Here is a 24,061-nt window from a genome sequence, read left to right as displayed (position 1 = left end):
CTTCGGAACCGGGCGGACGCCCCGTGACACCCGCCGAAGCCGCCTACGCGCCGCCGCTTCCGGGTCGCGTCCGGATCCACTCCTCGTCCCGGTACTTCTCCGCGACGAGCTCCTCGGCCCGCTCCAGCTCCGCGTCGGTCCACGACCCGTCCGCCTCGACGGTCGCGTCCGGCGCCGCGCTCGCCCAGTCGGAAAGCGCCGCCTCGACGGCCGCGACCGCGTCGGGGCGGTCGACGTCGACCAGCTCGTCCATCCCGACGACGCGGTCGCGGAACGCCTCGGTCGCCACCGGCGGATCGGCGAACACGCCGAGATGGCGGTCCGCGTCGACCGAGAACGTCAGCGACCCGTGTTGGATCACCGCCTCCCGCTTGCGGTACTGCGCGTTGCCGGCGATCTTTCGGCGTCGATCGCCTTCGGGACCCTGCGCCACCACGTCGTGCGCCGGGTGGAGTTCCCGGAGGTAGCAGGCGGGGTGGTACAGCTCCGGCATCGGCTCGTCGACGTAGTCGGTGTCGACCCCGAGCCGGCCGAACGCGTCGAGGACGGGTTCACAGAGGAGGTGGTAGCAGTCGAGGAGTTCGCCCGGCACCGTCTCGGCGGGGACCGCGATCGAGTACGCGACGTCTCCGCGCATGTCGTGGTAAATTCCGCCGCCCCCCGTCTGTCGGCGGGTCACGTCGATCCCTTCGCGCTCGCAGAACGCCCAGTCCACCGTCTCCGGGTCCTGGTGGCGGCCGAGGGTGAGACAGCTCGGCTCCCAGCGGTAGGTGCGCAGGGTGGCCGGGCCGCCCGCCGCGGCGGTCTCGGCGGCGACCTCGTCGAGCGCCATTTGCATCGGGCCGGGGCGGGCCTCCTCGCGGATCAGCCGCCAGTCGACGGCGGGCGCGGTCATACCGTTCTCCTCGGGCGCCGCTCCGAAAGCGGTTGCGCTCGGCCCCGCGCCCGGCCTGAATCGGATTTCCTATCGCGGCATACGCTATATCGGCCGCTCCCGCCGAACGCGCGTCCCTTTTACGAATCGCCGGAGTAGGGGCGCGTATGGTGCGAAACGTCGCCGGCGACATGGCGGAGCTCGACCCCGAGGACTTCTACCTCCTCTCGGGCGTCGAGCAGGGGATGCGCTTCTCGGAGTGGGTCCGCCGCGACAAGCTCCCGGACTACGCCGACCTCACGCGCGAGGAGGTCGACTACCGGATCGACCGGTGTCTCGACCGCGAGCTGATCGAGCGGAAGACGATCCAGTACGAGGGGTACCAGCTCACCTTCGAGGGGTACGACGCCCTGGCGCTCCGGACGTTCGCCGAGCGCGAGACCATCGACGGCGTGGGATCCCCCCTGGGGCTCGGGAAGGAGGGCGACGTGTACGAGGCGCAGTCGTTCCGACCGCTCGCCCTGAAGTACCACCGCGAGGGGTACACCAACTTCCGCGAGGTGAACCGCGAGCGCGAGTACACCGCCGACCGCGACCACGTCTCGTGGCTCTACACCGCGCGCAAGGCGGCCGAACGCGAGTACGAGGCGATGGAGGAGCTGTACCCCGACGTGAGCGTCCCGCGACCGGTCGATCACAACCGGCACGCCATCGTGATGGAGAAGTTCGCGGGCGTCGAGCTCTCGCGCGCGACACTCGACCCCGAGCAGGCGGTCGGCGTCCTCGACCTGATCCTGCGCGAGCTCGCGACGGCCTACGACCTCGGCTGGGTCCACGCCGACGCCTCCGAACACAACGTCGCGGTCGCCGAGAGCGGGATCACGATCTTCGACTGGCCGCAGGCGGTGTCCGTCGACCACGAGAACGCCCGGGAGTTCCTCGAACGCGACGTCGAGAACCTCATGCGATACTTCGCTCGGAAATATCCCCACGAGGTGCCCCGAGACGCCGAAACCGACGGAATCGCCGCCGCTATCGCCGACGGCTCGTTCGAGAGCGTTCGGGGGTTCGGCGCCGAGTAAATCGTATAACGCGATACGAAATCTGTCTCCCGGCGATTCAGAAATTCGCGGGCTCGTCGCCTGTCGCCCTCCGGGCGCGTTTCCGTCCCGCGTTGCGGCACCTTATCGCCTCGCCGGCCGCCCGACAGGTCTCCGTCGCGGGCCGCGCGCTCGGCCACCGCCAGCGGGCGCCGAGAGTTTAGGGCCGCCTAAGCTTCGAAACTGCTTTAAATCTTTAGGGTGGCCTAAACCGTATGGACCAAGACGCGGACCGACCCGTCGGCACGCGACGCGACGCGATCAGGTACGCCGGCGCCGTCGCCGGTGCGGGACTGCTCGCAGGGTGTAGCGGGCGGGAGGCGGCGCCGAGCGGGTCCGGGGACGGGCACGGATCGGCGGGCGGCGGTTCCGGCGGCGACTCGTCGGACGGGGACGCGAACGCGGACTCGTACACGGCCGCGATGGCGCCGGCCGGCGAGGTCTCCTTCGACGCGGTCCCGGAGGACGTCATGGTGTACAGCCTGTTGTACGCCGACTTGGCGGTGGCGCTCGGTCACGGCGACGCGGTCAACTCCCTCGGCTTCGACGCCGACGCGGGCGGGAACACGCTCGACGCCTACTACGCGGCCCTCGACGGCGTCTCCTTCGACCGCGAGGGGCTGACGCAGCTCAACGCCGGCTCGGGCGGCGGCATCTCCGTCGACCGCGAGCTCCTCTACGAGCTCGACTCCGACCTCCACCTCGCGGACCCGGCCCTGTTCGCCTCCTTCGACGGCTGGGACGAGGACGACGTGACCGAGATCCGGGACAGGGTCGGACCGTGGTTCGGGAACGTCTACAGCCGTCGACACGCCGAGCCGCCCGAGCCGTACCGCGACCGGTACGAGTACTACGCCCTCCCCGAGATCGGCGAGCGGGTCGCCGCCGCGTTCCGCGAGGAGGAGCGGTTCGCCGCGCTCGACGCGGTCCGCGAGGACCTGGTCGAGACGATCCGGAGCGACCTCCCGCCGGAGTCGGAGCGCCCGACGGTCGCCGCGCTCATCTACATGGACGGTACCTACTACCCCTCCCGGACCGACGAGCCGGGGTTCGCGAACGCGCACGTGCGCCCGTTCGAGGTCCCGGACGCCTTCGCCGCCGAAGAGGTCACCTACGAGACCGCCTACGACCACGAGCAGCTGCTGGAGGTCGACCCCGACGTAATCCTCCACCAGTACGGGATCGCCTCCTACTACGACGTGGGGGCGATCCGCGAGGAGCTGTCCGACCACCCGGTCGCCGGCGAGTTCGCGGCGATAGCGAACGACCGCTTCTACCCCTCCGGCGACCCGGTCCAGGGGCCGATCATGAACCTGTTCCAGCTGGAGATGACCGCGAAACAGCTGTTCCCCGACCGGTTCGGCGAGTGGCCGGGCTACGAGCACGGCGACGACTATCCCGAGATCCCCGCCGACGAGCGCCTGTTCGATCGCGACGAGGTCGCCTCGATCGTCGCCGGAGGAACGGAATGAGCGCCGCGGTCGATCGCGACGTGGTCGTGGTCGGGTGCGGGCCCGCCGGCTGCGCCGCCGCGGTGTTCGCCGCGCGCGACGGCCTCGACGTCGCCGTCTTCGACCGCGGCCGGTCGTCGCTCGCGCAGTGCGCGCACCTGGAGAACTACCCCGGGTTCCCGGCCGGTATCGACGCCGGGACGCTCTCCGAACTCATGCGCGAGCAGACCGAGCGGGCGGGCTGTGCGGTCGTTGACGACCTCGTCGAGTCCGTCGAGCGCGCGGCGGGCGACGCGGACGACTCCGACAGTCCCGGCGACGATCCCGACGGACCGCAGTTCGTCGTCACCCCGCAGGCGGGCGAGCCGGTCACCGCTCGCCGGGTGATCGCGGCGACGCGCTACGACGGCGAGTACCTCCGCGGGCTCGACGACGACGACGCGATGTTCGAGGTCCATGACCACGGCGGCGAGAGGCACGAACACTTCGACCGGGAGTACGCCGACCGCGACGGGGCGACGCCCGTCGACGGGCTGTACGTCGCGTCCCCCTCGGACGCCGACCGCCAGGCGATCACGGCCGCGGGCCGGGGCGCACGGGTCGGCAAGCGGGCCGTCGCCGACGCCCGGATCGACGACGGCTGGTGGCGCGAGGCGGCCGAGGGTGTCGACTGGGTCCGCCGCGAGGCCGAACTCGACGACGAGTGGGCCGACCGCGACCGCTGGGTCGAGTGGTTCGACGCGGAGCACGCCGACGGTCCGGTCGCCCCCGACTCGGAGCGGTTCGCGCGCGTCCGCGAGGCCGCGGTCGACGACCTGCTAGCGGCGTACGTCGACGCCGACGAGGAACGGACCCGCGCCGCCGCCGGTCACCGGGCGCTCGCCGAACACCTCGACCCCGACGCGGTCGTGGAGGCGCACGGGGCCGACGCACTGCTCGGCGCGATGGACGACGAGGCGATCGCGGCGTACGCGGGCGACGGAGGGCCGGACGCACCGCAGGCCGACGGGGGATCCCGATGAGCGGCGAGCGACCGGCGAGCGACGGGGGGCCCCGATGAGCGGCGAGCGACCGGCGAGCGACGGGGGATCGGTGACCGGCGACGAGGGCCGGCGGATCGGCGGCGGGTCCGCCGCGCGTCGACCGGCCGAAGGGGGGCGACTCGGGTGGCTGTTCGAGCCGCGGCTGTTGGCCGTCGCCGCCGCGAGCCTCCTGCTGGTCGTCGTCGCGGGGCTCGTTCAGGTGAGCTTCGGGGCGTACTCGATGTCGGCCGGCCAGGCGTGGCGGGCCGTCCTCGACCCCGCCGTCATACTCGATCCGCGGTGGCTGCTCAACTTCCTCCTCGGTGAGGGGCTGATGCGGACCGTCACTGGGTTTCAGGGAGAGCTGCCCGAGCTCGCACACGAGACGCTCATCGTCTGGAACATCCGCCTGCCGCGGGTGCTCGTCGCCGTCGTCGTCGGGATGAACCTCGCTGTTTCGGGGGCCATCTTCCAGGCGGTGACGCGGAACGAACTCGCCAGTCCGTTCATCCTCGGGGTCTCCTCCGGCGCGGGGCTGACCATCCTGCTCACGCTCGTCGTGTTCGGCGGGCTCTCGGCGTTCCTCCCGCTGATCGCGGCGCTGGGCGGATCGGTCGCGTTCCTGATCGTCTACGCTATCGCGTGGAAGAACGGGACGAGCCCGGTCCGACTCGTGCTCGCGGGCGTGATCGTCGGCACCGTCTTCAACAGCCTCCAGACGGGGCTGTTCTTCTTCGCGGACGACATCGGCGTCGTCCAGTCGGCGATCCAGTGGACGACCGGGTCGCTGACCGGGACCGACTGGGAGCAGGTCCGGACGGCGCTCCCGTGGACCCTCGTGGCGGTGGTGCTGTCGCTCGCGGGGTCGCGGCAGCTGAACCTCCTCCTCCTCGGCGAGCAGACGGCGAAGTCGCTGGGGATGTCGATAGAGCGGGTGCGGTTCGGGCTCTCCGGCGTCGCCGTGCTGGCGGCGGCCGCCAGCATCGCGGTGGCGGGGATCGTGAGCTTCGTGGGGCTCATCGTCCCGCACGTCGTCCGGAACCTCGTCGGCAGCGACTACAAGCGGGTGATCGTCGGCTGCCTGTTCGTCGGTCCGGCGCTGATGGTCGGCGCCGACGTCGGGGCGCGCCTCGGGATGAGCGTGCTCACGGGCGCCGACGCGCAGATCCCGGTGGGGATCGTCACCGGGCTGGTCGGCGGGCCGTACTTCCTGTACCTGATGCGGCGACGGCAGAACATGGGTGACCTCTGAATGACCATTTTCGGCGCGAACGCGACCGAGTCGGAGGAACAGAGCGGCGCGACCGAACCGAACGGCGCGGCGGAACCGACCGGGGGGAACGGGCCGCGCGGCGCGGCCGAACCGAGCGGCGCGGGCGGGGCGACCGACGCGAGCGACCTCGACGCCGAGGACCTCGTGTTGGGCTACCCGACGGCCCCCGAGCCGGTGATCGACGGCGAGTCGATCGCGGCCGAGCCGGGCGCGGTGACCGCGCTCGTCGGGCCGAACGGGTCCGGGAAGAGCACCCTCCTGAAGGGGCTCGCCGACCAGATCGAACCCGACGACGGCTCGGTCCTGCTCGACGGGCGCGACGTCCGCTCGCTGGACACGAAGGCGCTCGCGAAGCAGCTCGGCCTGCTCTCGCAGGAGAGCACCTCGCCGGACAGCATCACCGTCGAGGACCTCGTGTACCACGGCCGCTACCCGCACCGCGGGTTCTTCGAGCGGACGACCGCCGAGGACGCCCGGGCGGTCGAGCGCGCGATCGACTTGGCGGGCTGCGGCCACCTGCGCGACCGCGAGGTCGGGAGCCTCAGCGGCGGACAGAAGCAGCTGGCGTGGATCGCGATGGTACTCGCGCAGGACACCGACGTGCTCCTGCTCGACGAGCCGACGACGTTCCTCGATTTGCACCATCAGATGGAGGTGATGGAGATCATCGAAACGCTGCGCGACGAGAGCGACGTCACCGTCGTCGTCGTCCTCCACGACATCGAGCAGGCCGCGCGGCTCGCCGACCGCGTGGTCGCGCTCGCGGACGGCGAGATACGGGCCAGCGGCCCGCCCGAGGCGGTCGTCACCGAGGAGCTGCTCTCCGACGTGTTCCGCGTCGACGCCGAGGTCGTGGACACCGACCGCGGCCCGCGAGTGACGCCGATCCGCGCGCGTCACGAGGAGTAGTCGACGGGCCTGCGGGGACCGGCGCGCCACTCGATTTTAGGGCTGCCTAAAGATCGGAACGGTTAACTTATTTTAGGCGGACCTAAAAATATGCCCAGAGAGGACGCGGCACCCGGGGTATCGACCCGCAGAGCGTTCGCGAAGTACGGCGGCACCGTCGCCCTCGGCGGTCTGCTCGCCGGATGTACCGGCGGCGACGCGGAGTCCGATCCGGCCGGCGGCGACGGCGGCGACAACGGATCGGCGGGCGGCGAGTCCGGCGGTTCGGACGGCTCCTCGACCGACGCCGGCGACGGGAGCTACACCGCGTCCATCTCGCCGACCGGCGAGGTGACGTTCGAGTCGCCGCCGGAGACGGTGTTCACCCGTCTCACCCACCACGCAGACATGGCGTTCGCGCTGGGGCGGAGCGACGGGCTCACCGCGATGCACGCACCGGACTACTACGACGGCCTCTGGAACCAGTTCGTCGCGCGCCTCCCCGGCGTCTCCCTCGACTGGTCCGGGCTCTACTCCTCGTGGCAGCCGGACAAGGAGAAGCTGTACGAACTAAACAGCGACGTCCACCTCGCCGACCCGGCGTGGATCACCCGGCAGGAGGCGTGGAGCCGCGAGGACATCGACGAGATCGCCGAGCGCGTCTCGCCGTGGTTCGGCAACTCGCTCTCCGACCGGCATCAGGAGCCGACGGGCGAGTGGGCCGACGGCTACCAGTACTACGGCCTCTGGGAGCAGTTCGAGATCGTCGCCGACGCGTTCCGGGAGCGCGAGCGCTACGAGGCGCTCGCGGCTGTCCGCGAGGACCTCCTCGGGACGATCGACGAGCGGCTTCCGCCGGAGGAGGAGCGCCCGACCGCGATCATGGTCGCGGCCGCCGACATCGAGGAGATCTACGCGTACACGCTGAGCAACCCCGGGTTCCTCACGTCGCACACGCGCCCGCTCGGGCCGCGCGACGCCTTCGAGGGGAGCATCGAGTCCGGCACGGTCGTCGACTTCGAGACGATACTGGAGGCGGACCCCGACGTCATCCTCTACCTGGGCGGCTTCGAGCCGGGAACCGACATGGCCGGCCGGCGGACCGCCTTCGAGGAGGACCCCGTCGGCTCGGAGGTCACCGCGGTGAAGAACGACCGGATCCACCCGCAGGGCGCCCGGTATCAGGGACCGATCCTCAACCTGTTCCAGCTGGAGATGACCGCGAAGCAGCTCTACCCCGACGCGTTCGGCGAGTGGCCGCGCTACGAGGAGGGCCCGTACCCGGAGATCCCGGCGGACGAGCGGCTGTTCGACCGGCAGCGCGTCGCCGACGTCATCAACGGGGACCTGTAGATGCGCGCCCGCGAGTGGGCCGTCGCGGCGACCTACGGCGACCCGACGGACTACGACGTCCCGGCGCTGCCGACCTGGCGCGTCGAGCGCGGGGATGGCGGCGAGGTCGCGTTCGCAGCGACCGACCGCGACGAGCCCTTCATCGCCGCGGACCGGCCGGTTCGGGTGCGCCGGTGACCGGGGGAGCGTCGAGCGCTCCGGCGCGGCCGACCGACGCCGCCGACCGCTCGGATCGCTCCCCTGACGCGCCCCGCGACCGAAGGCCGTATCTCGTCGCGGCCGCGTCGAGGGGTATGGATTCGAACCACGATCGGACCGGCGACGCCTCCGGACGGAGACGGGTGATCGACGGATGACGGCGGACGCGACCGACCCAGCCGAGGGCCCGAACGCCTCGACCGACGACCGGCCGGCCGCGCGCGACGTGGTGGTCGTCGGCGGCGGGGTCGCCGGCCTCTCGGCGGCCGTCTACACCGCCCGGCAGGGCCTCGACACGCTCGTCGTCGACCCCGGCGGCTCGGTCCTCCGGCGCAACGCGCGCCTGGAGAACTTCCCCGGCTTCCCGCTCGGCGTCGACGCGCGTCGACTGCTCGACCTGCTGGGCGAGCAGGCGGAGACCGCCGGCGCGGACCGCCTCGACGCCCGCGTCACGCGGATCTCGCTCGCTCGCGAGGGCTCCGACGCGGACGCCGGCGACGCGGAAGCAACCGCGCGCTTCGCCGTGACCACCGACGAGGGCGACCGGATCCGGGCGCGGCACGTCGTCGCCGCGACGAAGAACGAGGTGGGCTACCTGGAGGGGCTCGACGGCGTCGCGATCGTCGACCGCGGAAAGGCGTACGTCGACGCAGACGAGCGCGGCCGGACCGGGGTCGACGGGCTGTACGCGGCGGGGCGGCTCGCCCGCAAGCCCCATCAGGCGGCGGTGTGCGCGGGTCACGGCGCCGAGGTCGCGGTGACGCTCCTCGAGGAAGCGGAGACCCCGTTCTACCACGACTGGGTCGCGCCCGAGGGGTACTTCACCGACCGCGGCCGCGACGTGCCGCCGGGCTGCGAGGAGATCGACGACGAGGAACGCCGGGCACGCGAGGCCGCCGCGCTCGACGCGACGCGCGACCGGTTCGCCGAGCCGCACCCCGATCCGCAGGAGACGCACCCGAGCCTGGAGGACTGACCGCACGCAACCACCCACCCAACCGTGATCGGAACCACGCTACTCGACATCGCGGACCACATCGAATCGCTCGCGGGCGAGGACGGCGAGTTCTCGCTCGTCTGCGCCCGGTACGGCGACCGGCCGGTCCCGGCCGCGGGGCTGCGCTTCGAGGGCCGCGAGACAGCCCGCGCGGCGGCCCGGGCGACCGAGCAGTACCGCGACACGCTCCGTCGGTACGACCCCGAACTCCCCTTCTACGACGTGATCGTCAGACAGGAGTTCGCGGAGCCGCCGTCGCGGTCGACGGGGCGGGACGACGGGGCACGGGCGCCTGCCCCCGACGATCCCGAGACGTTCGCCCCCGACGACGGCGAGGAGCCGCCCGACGAGCTGTCGGATCGGATCGTCGACGGCACCGCCCACCGCCGGGCCGGCGGCGACGAGGGGTCGACGGACCGCCGACCCGCGGACGAAGCCGGGGGGCGCGGCCGGGCCCGCGACCGCGTCGAGTTCTGTCACGCGGCGGCCGCGGCGACGTTCGAGGCGCTCTCCGCCGGGGGCCACGACCGCGCCGAGTCGGCGGTCATGGACGCGTACTTCTCGCACGCCGAGCGCGTCTCCGACCCCGACGACCTCTGTCTCTGTCTGCTCGAGGCGACGGCGGCCGCGCTCGACCGACACCTCGGCCCGACGGCGCAGGCGGCGGTGTTGGCCGACGCCGCCGAGCGCCTCCCCGACCCGCCGGAGCCGTCCGCGGCCGATCCGGTCGGCGCGGCGTTCGACCGCCTCGCGGCCGTTGGCCTCGTCGAGGGCTACGAGCGCGCGGGCGACGCGGGACCGGCCTCGGAAGCCGGGGGGCCCGACGACGCGACGGTGCGGATCAGCGGGTACGCGCTGTCGCCCACGGACGGGCGGGTCGCGACGCTCCCGGCCGCGCTGGAGGTGTGCCGCCGGGACCCGCGGGGCCGCATCGCCGGGACCGCCCTCCTCGCGGCGGCCGGCGACTCGGCCGGCTCGGACTGGTGGGTCAGGGTCGACCCGCAGGCCCCCTCCCTCGACGGCGGTCCGTCGACCGCGTCGGTTCCCGCGGGGAACTGACCGCCGGCTTGGCGACGCGCCGACCGCCGGCTTGGCGACGCGCCGACCGCCGCCGATCCGGATCTCCGTGCCCGGGCTTCTCGCGCCCCGGCGCTTGCGTCTCAGCCTCCTACGGTCCGGCTTCGCGTGTCCCGGCGTCCGCGTCGCCGCCTACTCCTCGTCGGGCTCGATCCGCACGAGGTCGGCCTCGACGTCCTCGACGAACGCGCCCTGCCCCCCGACGGTGACCTCGCCGTCGTCGGTCTCGACGACGAGCGAGTGCTCGACCGGGAACTCGTTGTTCGTCGGCTCCACCATCCCCTGTCTCGTCTCGACGACGCGGCCGACGACCTCGGCCGGCTCGTCGTCGTCCGTCCACCGGCCGCCGACGGTCACCCGCGGCGGGTCGCCGGCGCGGAGCCGCAGCGTCGCCTGGAGGACGGTGTGCCTGAAGTCGGTGTACTCGGCCGGGAGCGGCGCCGGGTCGGCGACGGCGAGCTCGGTCGCGGCGGGCCAGTAGTTCCCGAGGAAGGAGCCGACGATCACCGGCGCGAGCTGCTCCTGCGCGAAGGCGATGGCCTGCCGGTCGGTCGTCGACCGCCGGAGGAGCTCCGGCGGGGAGACGACGCCGGCCGCGGAGTCGACCGTGAGCAGGGTCGGCATCGCCTCGCCCCACGTCCGGACGACGTTCGCGACGCCCGCCAGCCCGGGGTCGTCCGCGTCGAGGTCCGCGGCCGCGTCGGAGACCACGAGGAGGACGAGGACGCCGCGGTCGACCGCGTCGACGAGCGCCTCCCGCACCTCGGGGAGCTGCTTCGCGGTGATCGACAGCGCCACCTCGCTTTCGGCGTCCGCGAGCAGCGAGCGGATCCGCTTGATCACGGTGGCCCGCGACTTGATCACCTCGAACTGCTCGGCCTGGCGCTCCACGCGGGAGTACCGCTCCGCCAGCCCGGGCCGCATCGCGTCCACGTCGGACCGGAGCCGGTCTATCACCTCGTCCGGCGGGTTCGCGCGGATCGTCGTCGGCACGACGTGGTCGTTCACCTCGACGAAGCCGCGCTCCGCCAGCGACTCGCTCACGCTGTAGACGTACCGCTTCGAGACGCCCGCCGCGTCGGCGACGGTGCTCGCCTTCGCCTCGCCGTGTTCCAGCAGACTGAGATAGGTGTCGACCTCCTTGTCCGAGAGCCCGAACCGACGGAGGAGGTCTGTCAGCGTCCGGTCGTCCATACGAACGCCTCTTCCGAGCGACACTTATAAGAGTCGGTCCGGGGCGGCTTCGCCGCTCCGCGACCGACCGCCGGCGGCCGACCGGTCAGCGGAGGACGGCGACCGCGTCGACCGCGACCCGAGCCTCGCCGTCGCCGTCGCGTTCCGCCGCGCTCCCGTCCCCGAACAGGTCCGCCTCGACCTCCTCGGGCACGGCGACCGTCGCCGGCTCGTCGGCGAAGTTGACGACGACGAGCAGGGGATCGCCGTCCGCGGCGTCGACCCCGCCGTCGACTTCGCCTTCCTCCGGCGGCGTCCGCTCGTAGGCGGTCACGCGCTCGGCGTCGCCCTCCACGACGCGCACGTCCGCCGCGCGGCCGTCGAAGTCGACCGCGCCCGTCCGCAGGACCGGTTCGGCCGCGCGCAGCGCGGCCAGTTCGCGGTGGAACTCGGTGAGGGCGTTGTCGCCGTCGTGCCACCGGATCGGGCCCCGGTACGTCTCGTTGCCGCGCTCCTGCCCGGCGTAGATCATCGGCGCGCCCGGCAGCGTGAACGTCACGGCCGCGGCCGCGCGGAGCGCGTCTCGGCCGTACTCGGCGAGATAGCGGTCCTCGTCGTGGTTCTCGACGTAGCGCATCTGGGCAGCGGGGTCGTCGAAGCCGAGCCACTCGCCGCGCGCGAGCGCCGTTTCGACCGCGTCGGCCGGCTTCTCGCCCGCGCCGATCGCGCGGAGCGCCTCGTACAGCGAGGTGTCGTAGTGGCGGTGGAACTCTCCCTCGCCGTAGAACGGGTCGTGTGGGAGGGTCTCGTCGAGGAGGAGCACGTCCTCGGGGACGCGGTCGGCGACCTCCTTCCAGAAGCCGTGCGGGACGCCCCACGCCACGTCGGCGCGGAACCCGTCGACGACGCCGGCCCACTCGTCGATCACGTCGAGCAGCCACTCGCGGACCGTCGGGCTGTCGTAGTTGAGGTTCGGGATGCGGCCCCACTCGAAGTAGTAGTCGGGCGCCGCGCCCCCGTCGAGTTCGGCCCAGTCGATCCCGGTCACGTCGGCGGCCGCGTCGGTCCGGCGGTAGTGGTCGGCGTACGCGTCGACGCCGGCCGAGTGGAGATGGAAGGCGGGGTGGTCGCGAGAGGTGTGGTTGATCACGAGATCGAAGACGACGCGGATCCCGGCGTCGTGGCAGGCGTCGACGAGCGACGCGAACGCCTCGCGGGAGCCGAGATCGCTCGCGGTGTCGTAGTAGTCGGTGACGTGGTAGCCGTGCTCCGTCGGTGAGGCGAGGACGGGGGTGAGCCAGAGGGCGTCGACCCCGAGGTGTTCCAGGTACTCGACCCGACGCTCGATCTCCGCGAACGTCGTCGGCAGCGTGTCGCCCGCGAACGACCGCACGAACACCTCGTAGATCGTCGGCGACTCCGCCCACTCGGGCGTCGGGTTCGGGTCGGTGACCGCGACCGACCCGCCGACGTCGCCGCTCGATACCTCCGCGTCGCTCTCCCCGCCCTCCCCCGTCTCGATCCGCACCGTCTCCGCGGCCCCGTACCGCTCGCCGTGCGGGACCGCGCGGACCCGGACCGAGTCGGGGAGCTCGCCGAGCGGGACCGTGAGCGTCCGGCCGTCAGCGCGCGACTCGATCGCCGCGACCGTCTCCGGGTCGGCGTCCCGGTCGTCGACGAGGAACGTCGCGTCGAGCGCGTCCGGGTCGCCGCCGCGCTCGACGTCGTCGATCGCCGGCGCGGGGTCGACCACGGCCGTCAGGCGGAGCCGGTCGCCCTCCGCCGGGTCGTCGGGTTCATCGGCCTCGACGACGGTCGCGTCCAGCGAGAGCCGCGGTCGGCCCGGGCCCGGCACCTCACACTCCCCGTGGTACGCCGCCGAGCGGTCGCCGTCGGGGACGAAGCCGAAGCCGTGGCTGCCCGGCGGGACGCGCACCGACGCGACCCACTCGTCGCCGTCGCGCTCGGCCCGGTCGAGGGCGAGCCGGTTCTCGTTGTGGGGCCACAGGAGGGAGACGCGGTCGACCTCGCCGTCCTCGACGGAGAGGTCGTCGACCGGCACGCGGATCTCCGCCTCGCGGCGCTCGTCGGGGAAGACCCGCACGCGCTGGCGGTGGGTCCCGTCCGGCGCGTCGAGCGCGAGGACGTAGGTCCCGGGCGCGTCCGGATCGAGGTGGACGACGGGGTCGTCGTCGCGGCTCGTCTCGCTCGCGCGCAGCACCGCCGTCGAATCGGCGGGAGCGGCCGCGTCCGTCGCCGAGCTATCCGAACCGGCCGCGGTCGCCGAGCTCGGTGGACCGGTCGCGTTCGGGTCCGGACCGTCTCCGGGGGAGAGGTCGCTCTCGGCGGGCGCGTCGCGGACGGTCCAGCGGTAGGTCCCGTCGGGGTCGGGTGACCGCGGCGCCAGCTCGACGGGCTCGCCGACGCTCGTCGTTCGCGGGGGGCCGGGTTCGTGCACGCCCCGCCTCTCGTCGCGCCGCGGTTTGAGGGTTTCCGTTCGCCAAACGAGTGAACAATAATTACACCAAAGGTTCATGTCGCCCGGTGGCGTGTGTTCGCGTAATGCAGCTCCGCGACGCGCTCGATGACTACAAGCGCCACGCCGGTGACGGGACGCGCTTCCCCGGCGAGCGGCGCACCGTCTCCGGTCGGTTTTCGGGCGGCGACGGCCGGCTCGTCCACGTCGGCGACGACGGCGAACTCCGCGACTTCGGCTACCCGCTCACCGGTCGGACCGGACTCGTCAGGTCCCGGATCGGGCTCGCCGTCGGCGACGAGGTCGCGTGGCTCGACGAGGCCGAGACGACCCAGCGGTACGTCGGCGACACCGCGCTGGTCGAGACGGTCCACGAGACGCCGCGCGCGACGGTGACGCGCCACGACGTCACGCTCGGCGACGCGCACCTCACCCGGGCGTCGGTCGAGTTCGGCGAGGAAGCGTCGGGCGAGGACGGCACCACCGGCGGCGACGCCGCCGGCCCTGAGGACGCCTCGCTCGTCGTCTACGCCCGCTTCGCGCCCGACGGCCGCGACGACCGGGTTGGGCAGCTCCGCTACGACGACGCCGTCGAGGTGTACCACGCCGACGAGCACGACTTCCTCGCGAGCGCGACCGGCTTCGCCGACCTCCGCGGCCAGCTCCCCGCGACGTTCCCGGAACTGCTCGCCGACGACCCGACCGACCTCCCGCGCGACCGCGACGGCGACCGGTACGAGGAGGAGCGCCTCTCCGGCGAGGTGATCGCCGACGTGCCGTTCGCGGACGGCGTCGCGACCGTCGCCACGCTCCTGACGGACCGCGCGGAGACCGACCGCGAGGCGGCCCGCGAGCGGCTCGACGAGCTCTTCGCCGACCTCGACAGCGTCGACGCGCTCGCGGACGCGGCCGCCGACTCGCTCCCCGCGGTCCCCGAGTCCGCGCCCGCCCGCGACTCCGTGGTCGCCGACCTTCGCGTCCTCTCGCTGCTCTCTTCTCCCTCCGGGCTCCGGATCGCGGGGCCGGACTTCGACCCCTACTACGAGCACTCCGGCGGCTACGGCTACACGTGGTTCCGCGACGACGCGGAGATCTCCGGGTTCCTCCTCGGCGCGGCCGACGCGGTCGGCGTCGACCTCGACGACTGGCACGCCCGCTCCGCCCGGATGTACGTCGCCACGCAGCGCCCCGACGGCTCCTGGCCTCACCGGGTGTGGCCCCGCGACGGCGCGCTCGCGCCCGGGTGGGCGAACGCCCGCATCGAGGACGGGCCGGACGTCGACTACCAGGCCGACCAGACCGGCAGCGTCGTCGCGTACCTCGCCCGGGCCCGCGCCGCCGGCGTCGACGTCGACGGGCTGGACGCGACCCTCGTCGCCGCGCTCGCCGGGCTCGACCGAACGCTCGAACCGGACGGCCGCCCCGTCGTCTGCCAGAACGCGTGGGAGGACTCCGCCGGGCGGTTCACGCACACCGCCGCGACGTTCCTGGAGGCGTACAGCGAGCTCGGCCGCCGCGGCGAGGGGCTCGCCGTCGACGCGCTCGACGACCCCGACGCCGTGCCCGGCGCCGACGCGCTCCCCGAGGACCTCGTCGCGCACGCCCGCGACCGGGCCCGCGAGGTGTACGACGCGCTCGACGACCTCTGGGTGCCCGAGCGCGGCTGTTACGCGGTCCGCGAGACGCTCGACGGCGGGATCGACGACCGGCTCGACTCCGCGACGCTGGCGCTCGCGGCCGCGCACCGCTCGTACGACGCGGTCGGCCCGGTCGACGACGAGCGCCTCGACCGGCTGGTCTCGCACGTCGAGACGGTCGTCGACGGGCTCTCCCACGAGACCGACGACATCGCCGGGTTGATCCGCTACGAGGGCGACGGCTGGCGACGGGCGGACCAGCTCTCCGAGAAGGTGTGGACCGTCTCGACCGCGTGGGGCGCGAACGCCTGCGCGGAGCTCGCGGCCCTGCTCGCGGCGCACGACGACCCGCGCGCCGCCGAGATGGTCGAACGCGCCCGCGACCTGCTCTCGCTCGTCTCGCCCGGCGGCTCCCTCTGCGAGCCGACGACGTACCTCCCCGAGCAGTTCTTCGACGACGGGACGCCCGACAGCGCGACCCCGCTCGGCTGGCCGCACGCGATCCGGCTGGCGACGGTCGCGCTGCTCGACGACGAGCTGCCGCAGTTCGCCGACCCCGCCGCCGCGGACGACGACTGACCGGACCTCGGCGACTATTTATAAATGACCAGTGCGGTCGGCGCGTGCCTCCGAGTGGCCGCCGAAAGCGGCCGCGAGGAGCACGCGCGAGGGAGTCGGCGGTCCGGAGCGAAGCGAAGGACCGCCGACGAGGCTGGGGAGGTGTGAGGTGCGGTCGCTGTGCGGTTGCCGTGCGGTGGGGGCGGGATTCAAAGGGGCAGCCGCGAGGCGGACGCAGGCGACGTAAGCACCGCAACGAGGGAGCGAACAGAGTGAGCGACCGAGTGAGGAGCGCAGCGAGCGTGCGTCCGCCTCGCGGCTGGGGCTTTGGCGGTGTTCGCTGTCGATCCACCGTCGACTATTTATAAGCGAGCGGCTGGCGTTCTGGAAGTGATTACCGCCGCTCCGCTCACAACGATTTATAAATAGAAACCGAAAACACGACAAACCCGATATTATCGCCACTCGTCGCGGGAGACGCAGTCTGACTCGCGGACCGTGATCCACCGGGTGGTCCGCTCGTCCGGGTCGACGTCCCGCTCGAAGAACGTCACCTCGCCGCCGTCGTCGCCGTCGGTCCGTTTACAGACGAGCGCCGGCGACCCGTCGCGAACACGTGCGGATGACGTGGACGTGGACATACGTCACGCTTCGCGCCCGATCGGATAATAACTGTTGGTTTCGGACGTGAGAAAATACACACTACAGTAGTAGTTAACGTCTGACCGGCACGCCGCGTTCAGCGGCGCACCGGCACGCCGCGCTCGTCGAGGTACGCCTTCGTCTCCTCGATGGAGTAGTCGCCGAAGTGGAAGATGGAGGCCGCGAGCCCGGCGTCCGCGTTCGCCTCGGTGAACACGTCATACATGTCCTCGGGGCTCCCGCAGCCGGAGGAGGCGATGAGGGGGGTCGAGACGGCCTCGCCGACTGCCTTCATCAGGGGGATGTCGTAGCCGTCCTTCGTCCCGTCCTTGTCGATGGAGTTGACGAACAGCTCGCCCGCGCCGCGCTCCTCGGCCTCCTTCGCCCACGAGACGGCGTCGATCCCGGTGCCCTCGCGGCCGCCCTTCTTCGTGCACTCGAACCACACCGTCTCGCCGTCCTCGTCCTCGTAGAAGTGGTCGCCCGCGTCGTCGTACCGGCGGCGGGCGTCGACCGAGATGACGATGCACTGGCTGCCGAACGCGGCCGCGCCCTCCTCGATGAGCTCGGGGCGTTCGAGGGCGCCGGTCGTGATCGACACCTTGTCCGCGCCGGCCCGGAGCGTCTCCTTGATGTCCGCTTTCGTCCGGATGCCGCCGCCGACCGTCAGCGGGATGAAACACTCGTCGGCGACCGCGTTCACCACGTCGAGCATCGTCTCCCGCCCCTCGGCGCTGGCGGTGATGTCGAGGAAGACGAACTCGTCGGCGCCCGCCTCGTTGTACTTCTTCGCCAGCTCGACGGGGTCGCCGGTGTACTCAAGGTTCTCGAAGTTGACGCCGGTGTACACCGCGGCGTCGCCGTCGTCGTCGAGGTCGACGTCGATACAGGGAATGATGCGCTTCGTGAGTCCCATTCGTTGCCGGAGCGTAGGCCGCGCCCTCGGTTAAAATGCCCGGGGCTCACTCGGGATCGCCGTCAGCCTCGATGGCTCCGCTTTCGTCTCCGGAGCGACCACGCTCGCCCCGCTTTGCCTCCGTCCGCCGGTCGTACTTCGCGACGGCGCGGTCCGCGCGCGTCGAGATGCCGTTCGGGTTCCGCGCGGGGCTCCGGTCGCGACGCCGCGCGACGAACCCGTCGGAGCACCCGCCGGTGAGTCCCACCAGCACGTCGCGACCCGTCGCGGCCCACCGCGAGGGAGTCGACTCGCCGCGGACCACGTCCTTCGCCGCGCCGATGGCGTCGCCGACCGCGTGCGACCCCGTCCTGAGGAGGACGGTCGGCCGCACGCCGTAGTTCTTCAGCAGCCGGTAGGCGAGCCCCCGGTACTTCCAGCCCCACTCGTGGGCGCTGCGCCCGCCGTCCGCGGCGGTCGGGGTCGGGAGCTCCTTCCGCGCGGCCATCGCCGGCCGCCACGCCACCTCGCGGTCCATTCGCGCGAGCCGGTGGGCCGCGTCGCGCGCGCCGCCGACCCGGAGGTACTCGTCGAAGCCGTCGAGGTCCCGGAGGGCGTCCCGCCGGAACGCGACGTTCCCGCTCTCGAAGTAGGTGACGTCTCTGCCCGCGATCCGGTTGCGCTCCGGCTCGGTCGGATCGCGCTCCGAGCCGGTCTCCGCCGGTCCCACCGTCTCGGTCTCCGCTCTCTCGGCCGCCTCGCTCGGCGGGATCGGCGTCACCGGCCCCGAGACAACGGGGGCCGCGTCGAGGCCGTCGGCGACCGCGTCGCGCCACCCCGGCTCGATCCGGTTGTCGTAGTCCACCAGCGCGACCGCGTCGCCCGTCGCCACCTCGATGCCGGCGTTGCGGGCGACGTTCACCGTGCGGTCGGAGATCTCGACCAGCACGTCGACGTCGTCGCGGTCGCGCACCATACCGGTCGTGCCGTCGGCCGAGGGACCGTTGACCACGATCACCTCGGCGTCGGTGGCGTCGGCCGCCAGCGCGTCGAGGCAGGCGGCCAACCGGTCCCGACCGTTGAGCGTCGGGACGACGACCGAGAGGTCCATACGAGGCGTTATCGGGGCGAGGAGGTAAAAAGGGCAACGTGTGCGTTCGGTGCGGCCCGATCCGACGCCGAGCCGACCACGGCCGGCGACGGCGGTCCGGAGCCGTTCAGCAGGTCACGACGGCGGTCCGGAGCCGTTCAGATGGTCAGGTAGTACACCTGCTTGCGCGCGTCCTTGAAGCTGTACCGCGAGTCGACGAGGCCCTCCTCCTCGAGGCGGTTGAGCGCGTAGCGGACGGTGCGGTCGGGGAGCAGCGACTCCTCGGCGAGGCCGCCCTGCGAGAGGGGGGCGTCCCCCTCCAGTACCTTCGCGACGAGCTTCGCGCTCGGGGGCAGCTCGCGCAGGCGGTCGCGGTACTCGGTCTCCGACAGGCGGTCTTGGTCAGCGGTCTCCGCGGGACTGGTACTCATGTCTCACACGAATCCCGTGGGTAGTGGTAAAGGTTGGCTACATATAGGGGAATTCGCCTGTGATAATATAATGTGTTAATATCACTCTTCGCCCGGTTATCGTAGACGATCTATCAGGCAGGTTTTCCGACGGCGGCCCGTACGCGCCCCCGTGATACCCGAGTCCCACGTCGACATCCTCGAAGCCGAGTCGTACGCGCACTTCGCGACCGTCGGGCCGGACGGGCTCCCCCACGTCACCCCGGTGTGGGTCGACCACGAGGACCGCGAGTACGTCCTCGTCAACACCGCCCGCGGGCGACGCAAGGAGCGGAACGTCCGCGAGAACCCGAAGGTCGGCGTCAGCGTGCTCGACCCCGACGACCCGTACCGGTACGTCTCCGTCCGCGGCGAGGCCGAGCTGACCGAGGAGGGCGCGCGCGAACACATCGACGAGCTCGCCCGCCGGTACTTCGGCGTCGACGAGTACCCCCACCACGACGAGGAGGAGGGCGAGCGCGTGATCGTGAAGATCCCGGCCGAGAACGTGGCAACGAGCGGGTGAGCGAGGGCCGCCGGCCGAGCCGTTCCGACGGACACCACCGAGGTCGCCGCCCGCCCGCATCCAGTACGGTTTTGTCGGTCCGGACTCCATCACGGACAACGTGAAGGGACAGGACTGGTACCAGGCCGACGAGGTCGCCGAGGAGTACGACGACGTCCGGTTCTCCGGCGGCGGACAGCTCATCGATCGCCGGGAGAAGGAGGCCGTCCTCGCCGCGCTGGGCCCGATCGACCCGGGCCACCGCGTGCTGGAGGTCGCCTGCGGCACCGGGCGGTTCACGACGATGCTCGCCGACCAGGGGGCGGACGTCGTCGGGCTCGACGTCTCCCGCGAGATGCTCGAACAGGCCCGCGAGAAGGTCGCCGCCGCCGGGCACGCCGACACGGTCGAGTTCCTCCGGGGCGACGCCTCGCGGCTCCCGTTCCCGGACGACCACTTCGACACGGTCGTCGCGATGCGCTTCTTCCACCTGATGGACGACCCGGTCCCGTTCGCGAAGGAGCTCCGCCGGGTGAGCCGCGATCAGGTGTTCTTCGACACGTTCAACGGCCGCAGCCTGCGGACGCTGTACACCTGGCTGCTCCCGATGGGGTCGCGGCTCTACTCGGAGCGACAGGTCGCCGCGATGCTCGGCGAGGCGGGACTCACGCTCGCGAACGAGGAGCACGACTTCGTGTTGCCGTACGGCTTCTACCGCGAGCTCCCGGGCGCCGTCGCGAAGCCGTTCCGGGCCCTGGACGAGCTCGCGGGCGACACGATTCCCGGCGACTACGTCGCCTCGGTATCGTACTGGGACGCCAGGGTGCCGGAGGAGGAGTAGCCGCCTCGCCGCCGCTCAGCCCGCCTCTTCGACGACTTCGCCGACGGCGAAGTTGGACTTCACTTCGGTCACTTCGATCTTCACGCGCTCGCCGACCTCGGTGTCGGGGACGATGATCACGTACCCGCGCTCGACGCGGGCGATCCCGTCGCCCTGCTTGCCGAGGTCCTCGATCTCGACGTACCGCATCTCGCCCGGCTCGACCGGCGGCTGCGGCCCGTCGTCGCTCCGCGAGGGGGAGGCGTCGGCGTCGTCTGCCGACGCCGCGGTCCCGTCGCGGGCGACGAGCGCGACGCGGTACGTCTCGCCCGGCTCCAGCGATCCGGCGTCGATCTCTCGGTTGGGCACGTCGACGACGTACTCGCCGTCGTCGGCCTCGCGAACTTCCGCGCTGAACAGACAGAGGAGCTTCTCGGAGATTTCCATAGTAGACTCCACCGGAATCTGATCGCGAGCCAGTATAGTTGTACCGCCGACACAGTCAGGCGTCGCGCCGACGTCGGTCCCGGCCGACCGAGCGAGGCGTTCGTCACCAGTTGTCGAATAGACATATATGCCTCGACGGAGATACCTCGCGCATGGTCCTCTCAGACGGCAACGCGCGCCGCCGAATCGCCCTCCTGCTCGCGGCGGTCGCACTCCTCTCGCCGCTCGCTACGGGGGTCGCGGCGGCACAGTCGGTACAGACGCCGTCCGCCTCCGTCGTCGTCGACGAGGGCGAGACGGTCGACAGCGTCGAGACCGCGGCCGCGACGATCGTCGTGCGCGGCACCGTCGAGGGAGACGTCTCCGGCGCGGCCGGGTCGATCCGGATCGCCGAGACGGGTCGAGTCGGCGGGAACGTCGACTCCGCCGCCGGAACGGTCATCATCGACGGGACGGTCGCCGGCGACGTCGAGGTCGGCGCCGGCGCCTTCGAGCTGACGGAGACCGGGCGGATCGACGGGTCGCTCGACGTCGGCGCGGGCTCGATAACGGTCGACGGCGCGGTCGGCGGCGATGTCCGCGCGGCCGGCGAATCGGTCGTCCTCGGTCCAAACGCGGTCGTCGACGGCGAGTTCCGATACGACGCCGAGGAGTTCACCCGGAGCTCGGGCGCGTCGGTCGCCGGCGGCGTCGTCGAGGACCCGAGCCTCGGCGGCGACGGCGGCCCAGGCATCGGCGGCGGGGGATCGTTCCTGCCCTCGTGGGTCGGCACCGCCTACGGCGTCGCCGTCAACCTCGCGCTGGGCGCCGTCCTGCTGCTCGTGTTCCCCCGGTTCTCCCGCTCCGTCGGGGACCGCGTCGGCAGCGACACGTTCGTCAGCGGCGGAGTCGGCCTCCTCGCGCTCGTCGTCACCCCGTTTGCCCTCCTTCTCGTGGCGATCACGATCGTCGGGATCCCGCTGGCGCTCGTCGGGTTCGCGGCCTACGGCGCCGCGATCTGGGTCGGGTCCGTCTACGGCCAGTACGCCGTCGGGTCGTGGGTTCTCGACCGGCTCGGAAGCCCGAACCGCTGGCTCGCACTGTTCCTCGGCGTCGTCGCACTCGCCCTGATCGGGCTCCTCCCGTGGGTCGGCGGGCTCGCGGAACTCCTCGTGCTGCTGCTCGGCCTCGGTTCGCTCGCGCTCGCGCTGAACGACAGGTACCGCGGTCGCGATTCCGGAGCCGCTTCCGATCAGGAGGCGGTGGCCGCCGACTGACGGCGCGCTCCGGGACGGATCTCGCCGCCGGACCAAGGCCTTTGTCGCGGCCCGTCGAACCGGGGCGCATGGACGACATCGATTTCCCCCACGCCGCCGTCTCGCCGCCGATCGTCACCCCGTTCGACGCCGACGGGAACGTGGACGCCGACGCGCTCGCGGACCACGCTGAGACGCTCGTCGACGCCGGCCTCGACGGGGTCGTCCCCTGCGGGACGACCGGCGAGTTCGCGAGCCTCACCGACGAGGAACACCGAACGGTCGTCGAGACCGTCGTCGAGGCGGTCGACGGTCGCATTCCCGTGCTCGCCGGCGCGGCGGACACGACGGTCGCGGGGGTCCGCGAGCGGCTCCGATTCGCGGCCGAGGTCGACGCCGATGCGGGGCTCGTCACCCTCCCGTACTACCACAACTCGACGGCGCCGGCGGGACAGCGTGCCTTCCTGGACGCGGTCGCCGACGATGCCCCGCTTCCGATCTACCTCTACGACATCCCGTCGACGGTCGGCGAGCCGATCGCCCCCGACGTCCTCGCGGCCGCCGCCGAGCGCGACTCGATCGTCGGGCTGAAGGACACGAGCGGCGACGTCTCGGCGGTCGACACCGCCGTCGACCGGACCCCGGACGAGTTCACCGTCTTTCAGGGCGTCGACGCGCTGTTGTACCCGAGCGCGAGCCTCGGGGTCGACGGCGGGATCCACGCGCTCTCGCAGGTGATCCCGGAGGTCTTCGTCGCGCTCGGCGAGGCGATCCGCGACGGCGACGACGAGCGCGCGCTGACGCTTCACCGCCGCGCGGTCAGGCCGCTGTTCGCCCGCTGCGCCGACCACGGCTTCGCGCCCGCGACGAAGGTCGCGGCCGCCCACCGCGGGTACATTCCGGACCCGGCCGTGCGCCCGCCGCTCACGCTCCCGGACGAGGACGCCCGCGGGGCGATCCGCGCCGACGTGGACGCGGCGCTGGACGTGGTCTGAGAGGCGACGAAATCCGGTATCCGACCGCTACTCGCTGCGGACGGGGCCCCCGTCGGCCTCCTTCGGGCCCTCGGAGTCGAAGACGACGACGTCGCCGTCGGCCCGGTCCCGTGCGTTCGGATCGTAGGTGTCGCGGACGCCGATCGCCTCCTCCAGCTCGCGCACCGCGCGCTCCTTCAGCGCGCCGGCCAGCTCCTCGGCGTCCTCGCGGGAGACGTCGCGGCCGAGCCCCTCGCACTCGTGGGCGCGGACGACGCCCGCCTCGTCGACCGGCTCGCCCATCGGCTGGCTCGTCCCCTCCAGGGCGACGCTGAACGGGTAGGTCCGGCAGATGAGCGGGCGCGCGTCGTGGACCGTACAGGCCCCCTGCCCGTCCGACTCCTCGTAGAAGGTACAGTCGCCGCAGTCGTCGGTCGCGAGCGCCCACTCGAACGTCTCGCCGACCGGGTCGCCGTCCGCGTCGGCGTCGAGGCCGAACGGCATCGGCCGCGCCACGTCGCGCCAGTCGTACGCCTCGCCGAACGCCTCCTCGGCGGCGTCGGCGACGCGCCGGACCTCGTCCGGGAAGACGGTCGCGGTGTGGGGCTCGCGGTCGGCGTCGCCGACCGCGCCGTCGTCGTGGCACCCGGCGCCGCTCTCGGTGCTTCCCGCTCCGTCGTCCTCGTCCGCGCCCTCTCCCGCGGGCGCGCCGCCCGGCTCGTCCGGGGCGTAGCCGGTACAGCAGCCGCCGCAGCGCGTGCACTCGAAGCCGATGGACTCGATGGCGTCCGCCAGCTCCGCGACGTCGAGGTCGCGGGCCGCGGCGAGTTCGGCTTCGAGCGACTCCATGCGACCCGGTTGCGGCGCGACGCGGTTAACGTCGTCTCTTCGAGTGACGCCCGACTCGTTCGGCGGGCGACGGCCCGG

General features: G+C 72.3%; 23 protein-coding genes. 14 read left to right on the top strand and 9 right to left on the bottom strand.

The genetic code is table 11. The features are described 5' to 3' along the window. Positions 1-43: 43 nt before the first annotated feature. A complete protein-coding gene (locus C470_RS05925) occupies positions 44-895 on the bottom strand; it encodes a lipoate--protein ligase family protein (RefSeq protein ID WP_008365919.1) in 852 nt (283 codons plus the stop codon). A gap of 146 nt (positions 896-1,041) precedes the next feature. Between C470_RS05925 and C470_RS05920 the strand changes: the two genes are divergently transcribed. The 9 genes from C470_RS05920 (at position 1,042) to C470_RS05885 (ending at position 10,215) form a co-directional block, all read left to right on the top strand. Further along, positions 1,042-1,956, top strand: a complete 915-nt coding sequence (locus tag C470_RS05920; protein ID WP_008365917.1) for a serine/threonine-protein kinase RIO2 — start codon at positions 1,042-1,044, stop codon at positions 1,954-1,956. A 233-nt stretch (positions 1,957-2,189) separates the two neighbouring features. After that, positions 2,190-3,446 (top strand): ABC transporter substrate-binding protein, encoded by a 1,257-nt coding sequence (locus C470_RS05915; RefSeq protein ID WP_008365914.1) that lies wholly within the window; start codon positions 2,190-2,192, stop codon positions 3,444-3,446. Further along, positions 3,443-4,447 (top strand): FAD-dependent oxidoreductase, encoded by a 1,005-nt coding sequence (locus C470_RS05910; protein ID WP_008365912.1) that lies wholly within the window; start codon positions 3,443-3,445, stop codon positions 4,445-4,447. Before C470_RS05915 ends, C470_RS05910 begins: the two co-directional genes overlap by 4 nt. Before the next feature lie 34 nt (positions 4,448-4,481). Further along, positions 4,482-5,699: a FecCD family ABC transporter permease gene (locus tag C470_RS05905; protein ID WP_008365910.1), complete on the top strand. Its 1,218-nt coding sequence runs from the start codon at positions 4,482-4,484 to the stop codon at positions 5,697-5,699. Further along, positions 5,700-6,629: an ABC transporter ATP-binding protein gene (locus C470_RS05900; RefSeq protein WP_004596609.1), complete on the top strand. Its 930-nt coding sequence runs from the start codon at positions 5,700-5,702 to the stop codon at positions 6,627-6,629. Between the two features lie 90 nt (positions 6,630-6,719). Continuing rightward, positions 6,720-7,961 (top strand): ABC transporter substrate-binding protein, encoded by a 1,242-nt coding sequence (locus C470_RS05895; RefSeq protein ID WP_008365909.1) that lies wholly within the window; start codon positions 6,720-6,722, stop codon positions 7,959-7,961. Beyond that, entirely contained in the window at positions 7,962-8,138 is a 177-nt protein-coding gene (locus tag C470_RS16035; RefSeq protein ID WP_004596607.1) for a hypothetical protein, read from the top strand. It abuts the gene before it with no gap. A gap of 175 nt (positions 8,139-8,313) precedes the next feature. Continuing rightward, entirely contained in the window at positions 8,314-9,135 is an 822-nt protein-coding gene (locus tag C470_RS05890; RefSeq protein ID WP_008365906.1) for an NAD(P)/FAD-dependent oxidoreductase, read from the top strand. Positions 9,136-9,159: 24 nt separating this feature from the next. Continuing rightward, the gene (locus C470_RS05885) at positions 9,160-10,215 is read left to right on the top strand and encodes a DUF7551 domain-containing protein (RefSeq protein WP_008365904.1); all 1,056 of its coding nucleotides are present in this window, start codon (positions 9,160-9,162) and stop codon (positions 10,213-10,215) included. A 150-nt stretch (positions 10,216-10,365) separates the two neighbouring features. Here C470_RS05885 and C470_RS05880 read toward each other — a convergent pair whose 3' ends face one another. Next, complete coding sequence (locus tag C470_RS05880; protein WP_007994592.1) at positions 10,366-11,427, bottom strand: TrmB family transcriptional regulator; 1,062 nt, start codon at positions 11,425-11,427, stop codon at positions 10,366-10,368. Between the two features lie 85 nt (positions 11,428-11,512). Next, entirely contained in the window at positions 11,513-13,864 is a 2,352-nt protein-coding gene (locus tag C470_RS05875; protein WP_008365902.1) for an alpha-amylase family glycosyl hydrolase, read from the bottom strand. Positions 13,865-13,968: 104 nt separating this feature from the next. On the opposite strand from C470_RS05875, the gene C470_RS05870 reads away from it, so the two are divergent. Next, complete coding sequence (locus C470_RS05870; protein ID WP_008365900.1) at positions 13,969-16,098, top strand: hypothetical protein; 2,130 nt, start codon at positions 13,969-13,971, stop codon at positions 16,096-16,098. A 434-nt stretch (positions 16,099-16,532) separates the two neighbouring features. On the opposite strand, the gene C470_RS05865 is transcribed toward C470_RS05870, so the two are convergent. The 4 genes from C470_RS05865 to C470_RS05850 form a co-directional block, all read right to left on the bottom strand. Next, a complete protein-coding gene (locus C470_RS05865) occupies positions 16,533-16,718 on the bottom strand; it encodes a DUF7511 domain-containing protein (protein ID WP_008365898.1) in 186 nt (61 codons plus the stop codon). A gap of 98 nt (positions 16,719-16,816) precedes the next feature. Continuing rightward, positions 16,817-17,635, bottom strand: a complete 819-nt coding sequence (hisF, locus tag C470_RS05860) for an imidazole glycerol phosphate synthase subunit HisF (protein ID WP_004596597.1) — start codon at positions 17,633-17,635, stop codon at positions 16,817-16,819. 46 nt (positions 17,636-17,681) lie between these two features. Then, positions 17,682-18,725, bottom strand: a complete 1,044-nt coding sequence (locus C470_RS05855; protein ID WP_008365896.1) for a glycosyltransferase — start codon at positions 18,723-18,725, stop codon at positions 17,682-17,684. Between the two features lie 137 nt (positions 18,726-18,862). Then, entirely contained in the window at positions 18,863-19,135 is a 273-nt protein-coding gene (locus C470_RS05850) for a MarR family transcriptional regulator (RefSeq protein ID WP_007344851.1), read from the bottom strand. Positions 19,136-19,286: 151 nt separating this feature from the next. Here C470_RS05850 and C470_RS05845 point away from each other — a divergent pair, with 151 nt between their 5' ends. Both C470_RS05845 and C470_RS05840 read left to right on the top strand, forming a co-directional pair. Continuing rightward, positions 19,287-19,679 carry a PPOX class F420-dependent oxidoreductase gene (locus C470_RS05845; protein ID WP_004596592.1) on the top strand — a complete coding sequence of 131 codons (393 nt, stop codon included), beginning with the start codon at positions 19,287-19,289 and terminating at the stop codon, positions 19,677-19,679. Positions 19,680-19,779: 100 nt separating this feature from the next. Next, on the top strand, positions 19,780-20,499 hold the full coding sequence (locus C470_RS05840; RefSeq protein WP_004596590.1) for a class I SAM-dependent methyltransferase: 720 nt from the start codon (positions 19,780-19,782) through the stop codon (positions 20,497-20,499). A 15-nt stretch (positions 20,500-20,514) separates the two neighbouring features. Here C470_RS05840 and C470_RS05835 read toward each other — a convergent pair whose 3' ends face one another. After that, positions 20,515-20,925, bottom strand: a complete 411-nt coding sequence (locus C470_RS05835; RefSeq protein WP_004596588.1) for a TRAM domain-containing protein — start codon at positions 20,923-20,925, stop codon at positions 20,515-20,517. A gap of 152 nt (positions 20,926-21,077) precedes the next feature. On the opposite strand from C470_RS05835, the gene C470_RS05830 reads away from it, so the two are divergent. Together C470_RS05830 and C470_RS05825 are read left to right on the top strand one after the other, a co-directional pair. Further along, positions 21,078-22,181 carry a bactofilin family protein gene (locus C470_RS05830; protein ID WP_008365893.1) on the top strand — a complete coding sequence of 368 codons (1,104 nt, stop codon included), beginning with the start codon at positions 21,078-21,080 and terminating at the stop codon, positions 22,179-22,181. A gap of 68 nt (positions 22,182-22,249) precedes the next feature. Further along, complete coding sequence (locus C470_RS05825; protein WP_007344849.1) at positions 22,250-23,155, top strand: dihydrodipicolinate synthase family protein; 906 nt, start codon at positions 22,250-22,252, stop codon at positions 23,153-23,155. A gap of 27 nt (positions 23,156-23,182) precedes the next feature. Here the strand turns inward: C470_RS05825 and C470_RS05820 are convergent, their stop codons facing one another. Further along, entirely contained in the window at positions 23,183-23,983 is an 801-nt protein-coding gene (locus C470_RS05820; RefSeq protein WP_007344848.1) for a YkgJ family cysteine cluster protein, read from the bottom strand. Positions 23,984-24,061 lie beyond the last annotated feature (78 nt).

The organism is Halorubrum distributum JCM 13561, assembly GCF_000337395.1.
In the GTDB taxonomy this organism is placed as follows: Archaea; Halobacteriota; Halobacteria; order Halobacteriales; family Haloferacaceae; genus Halorubrum; species Halorubrum distributum.
This window is presented reverse-complemented; position numbering and strand designations above follow the sequence as displayed.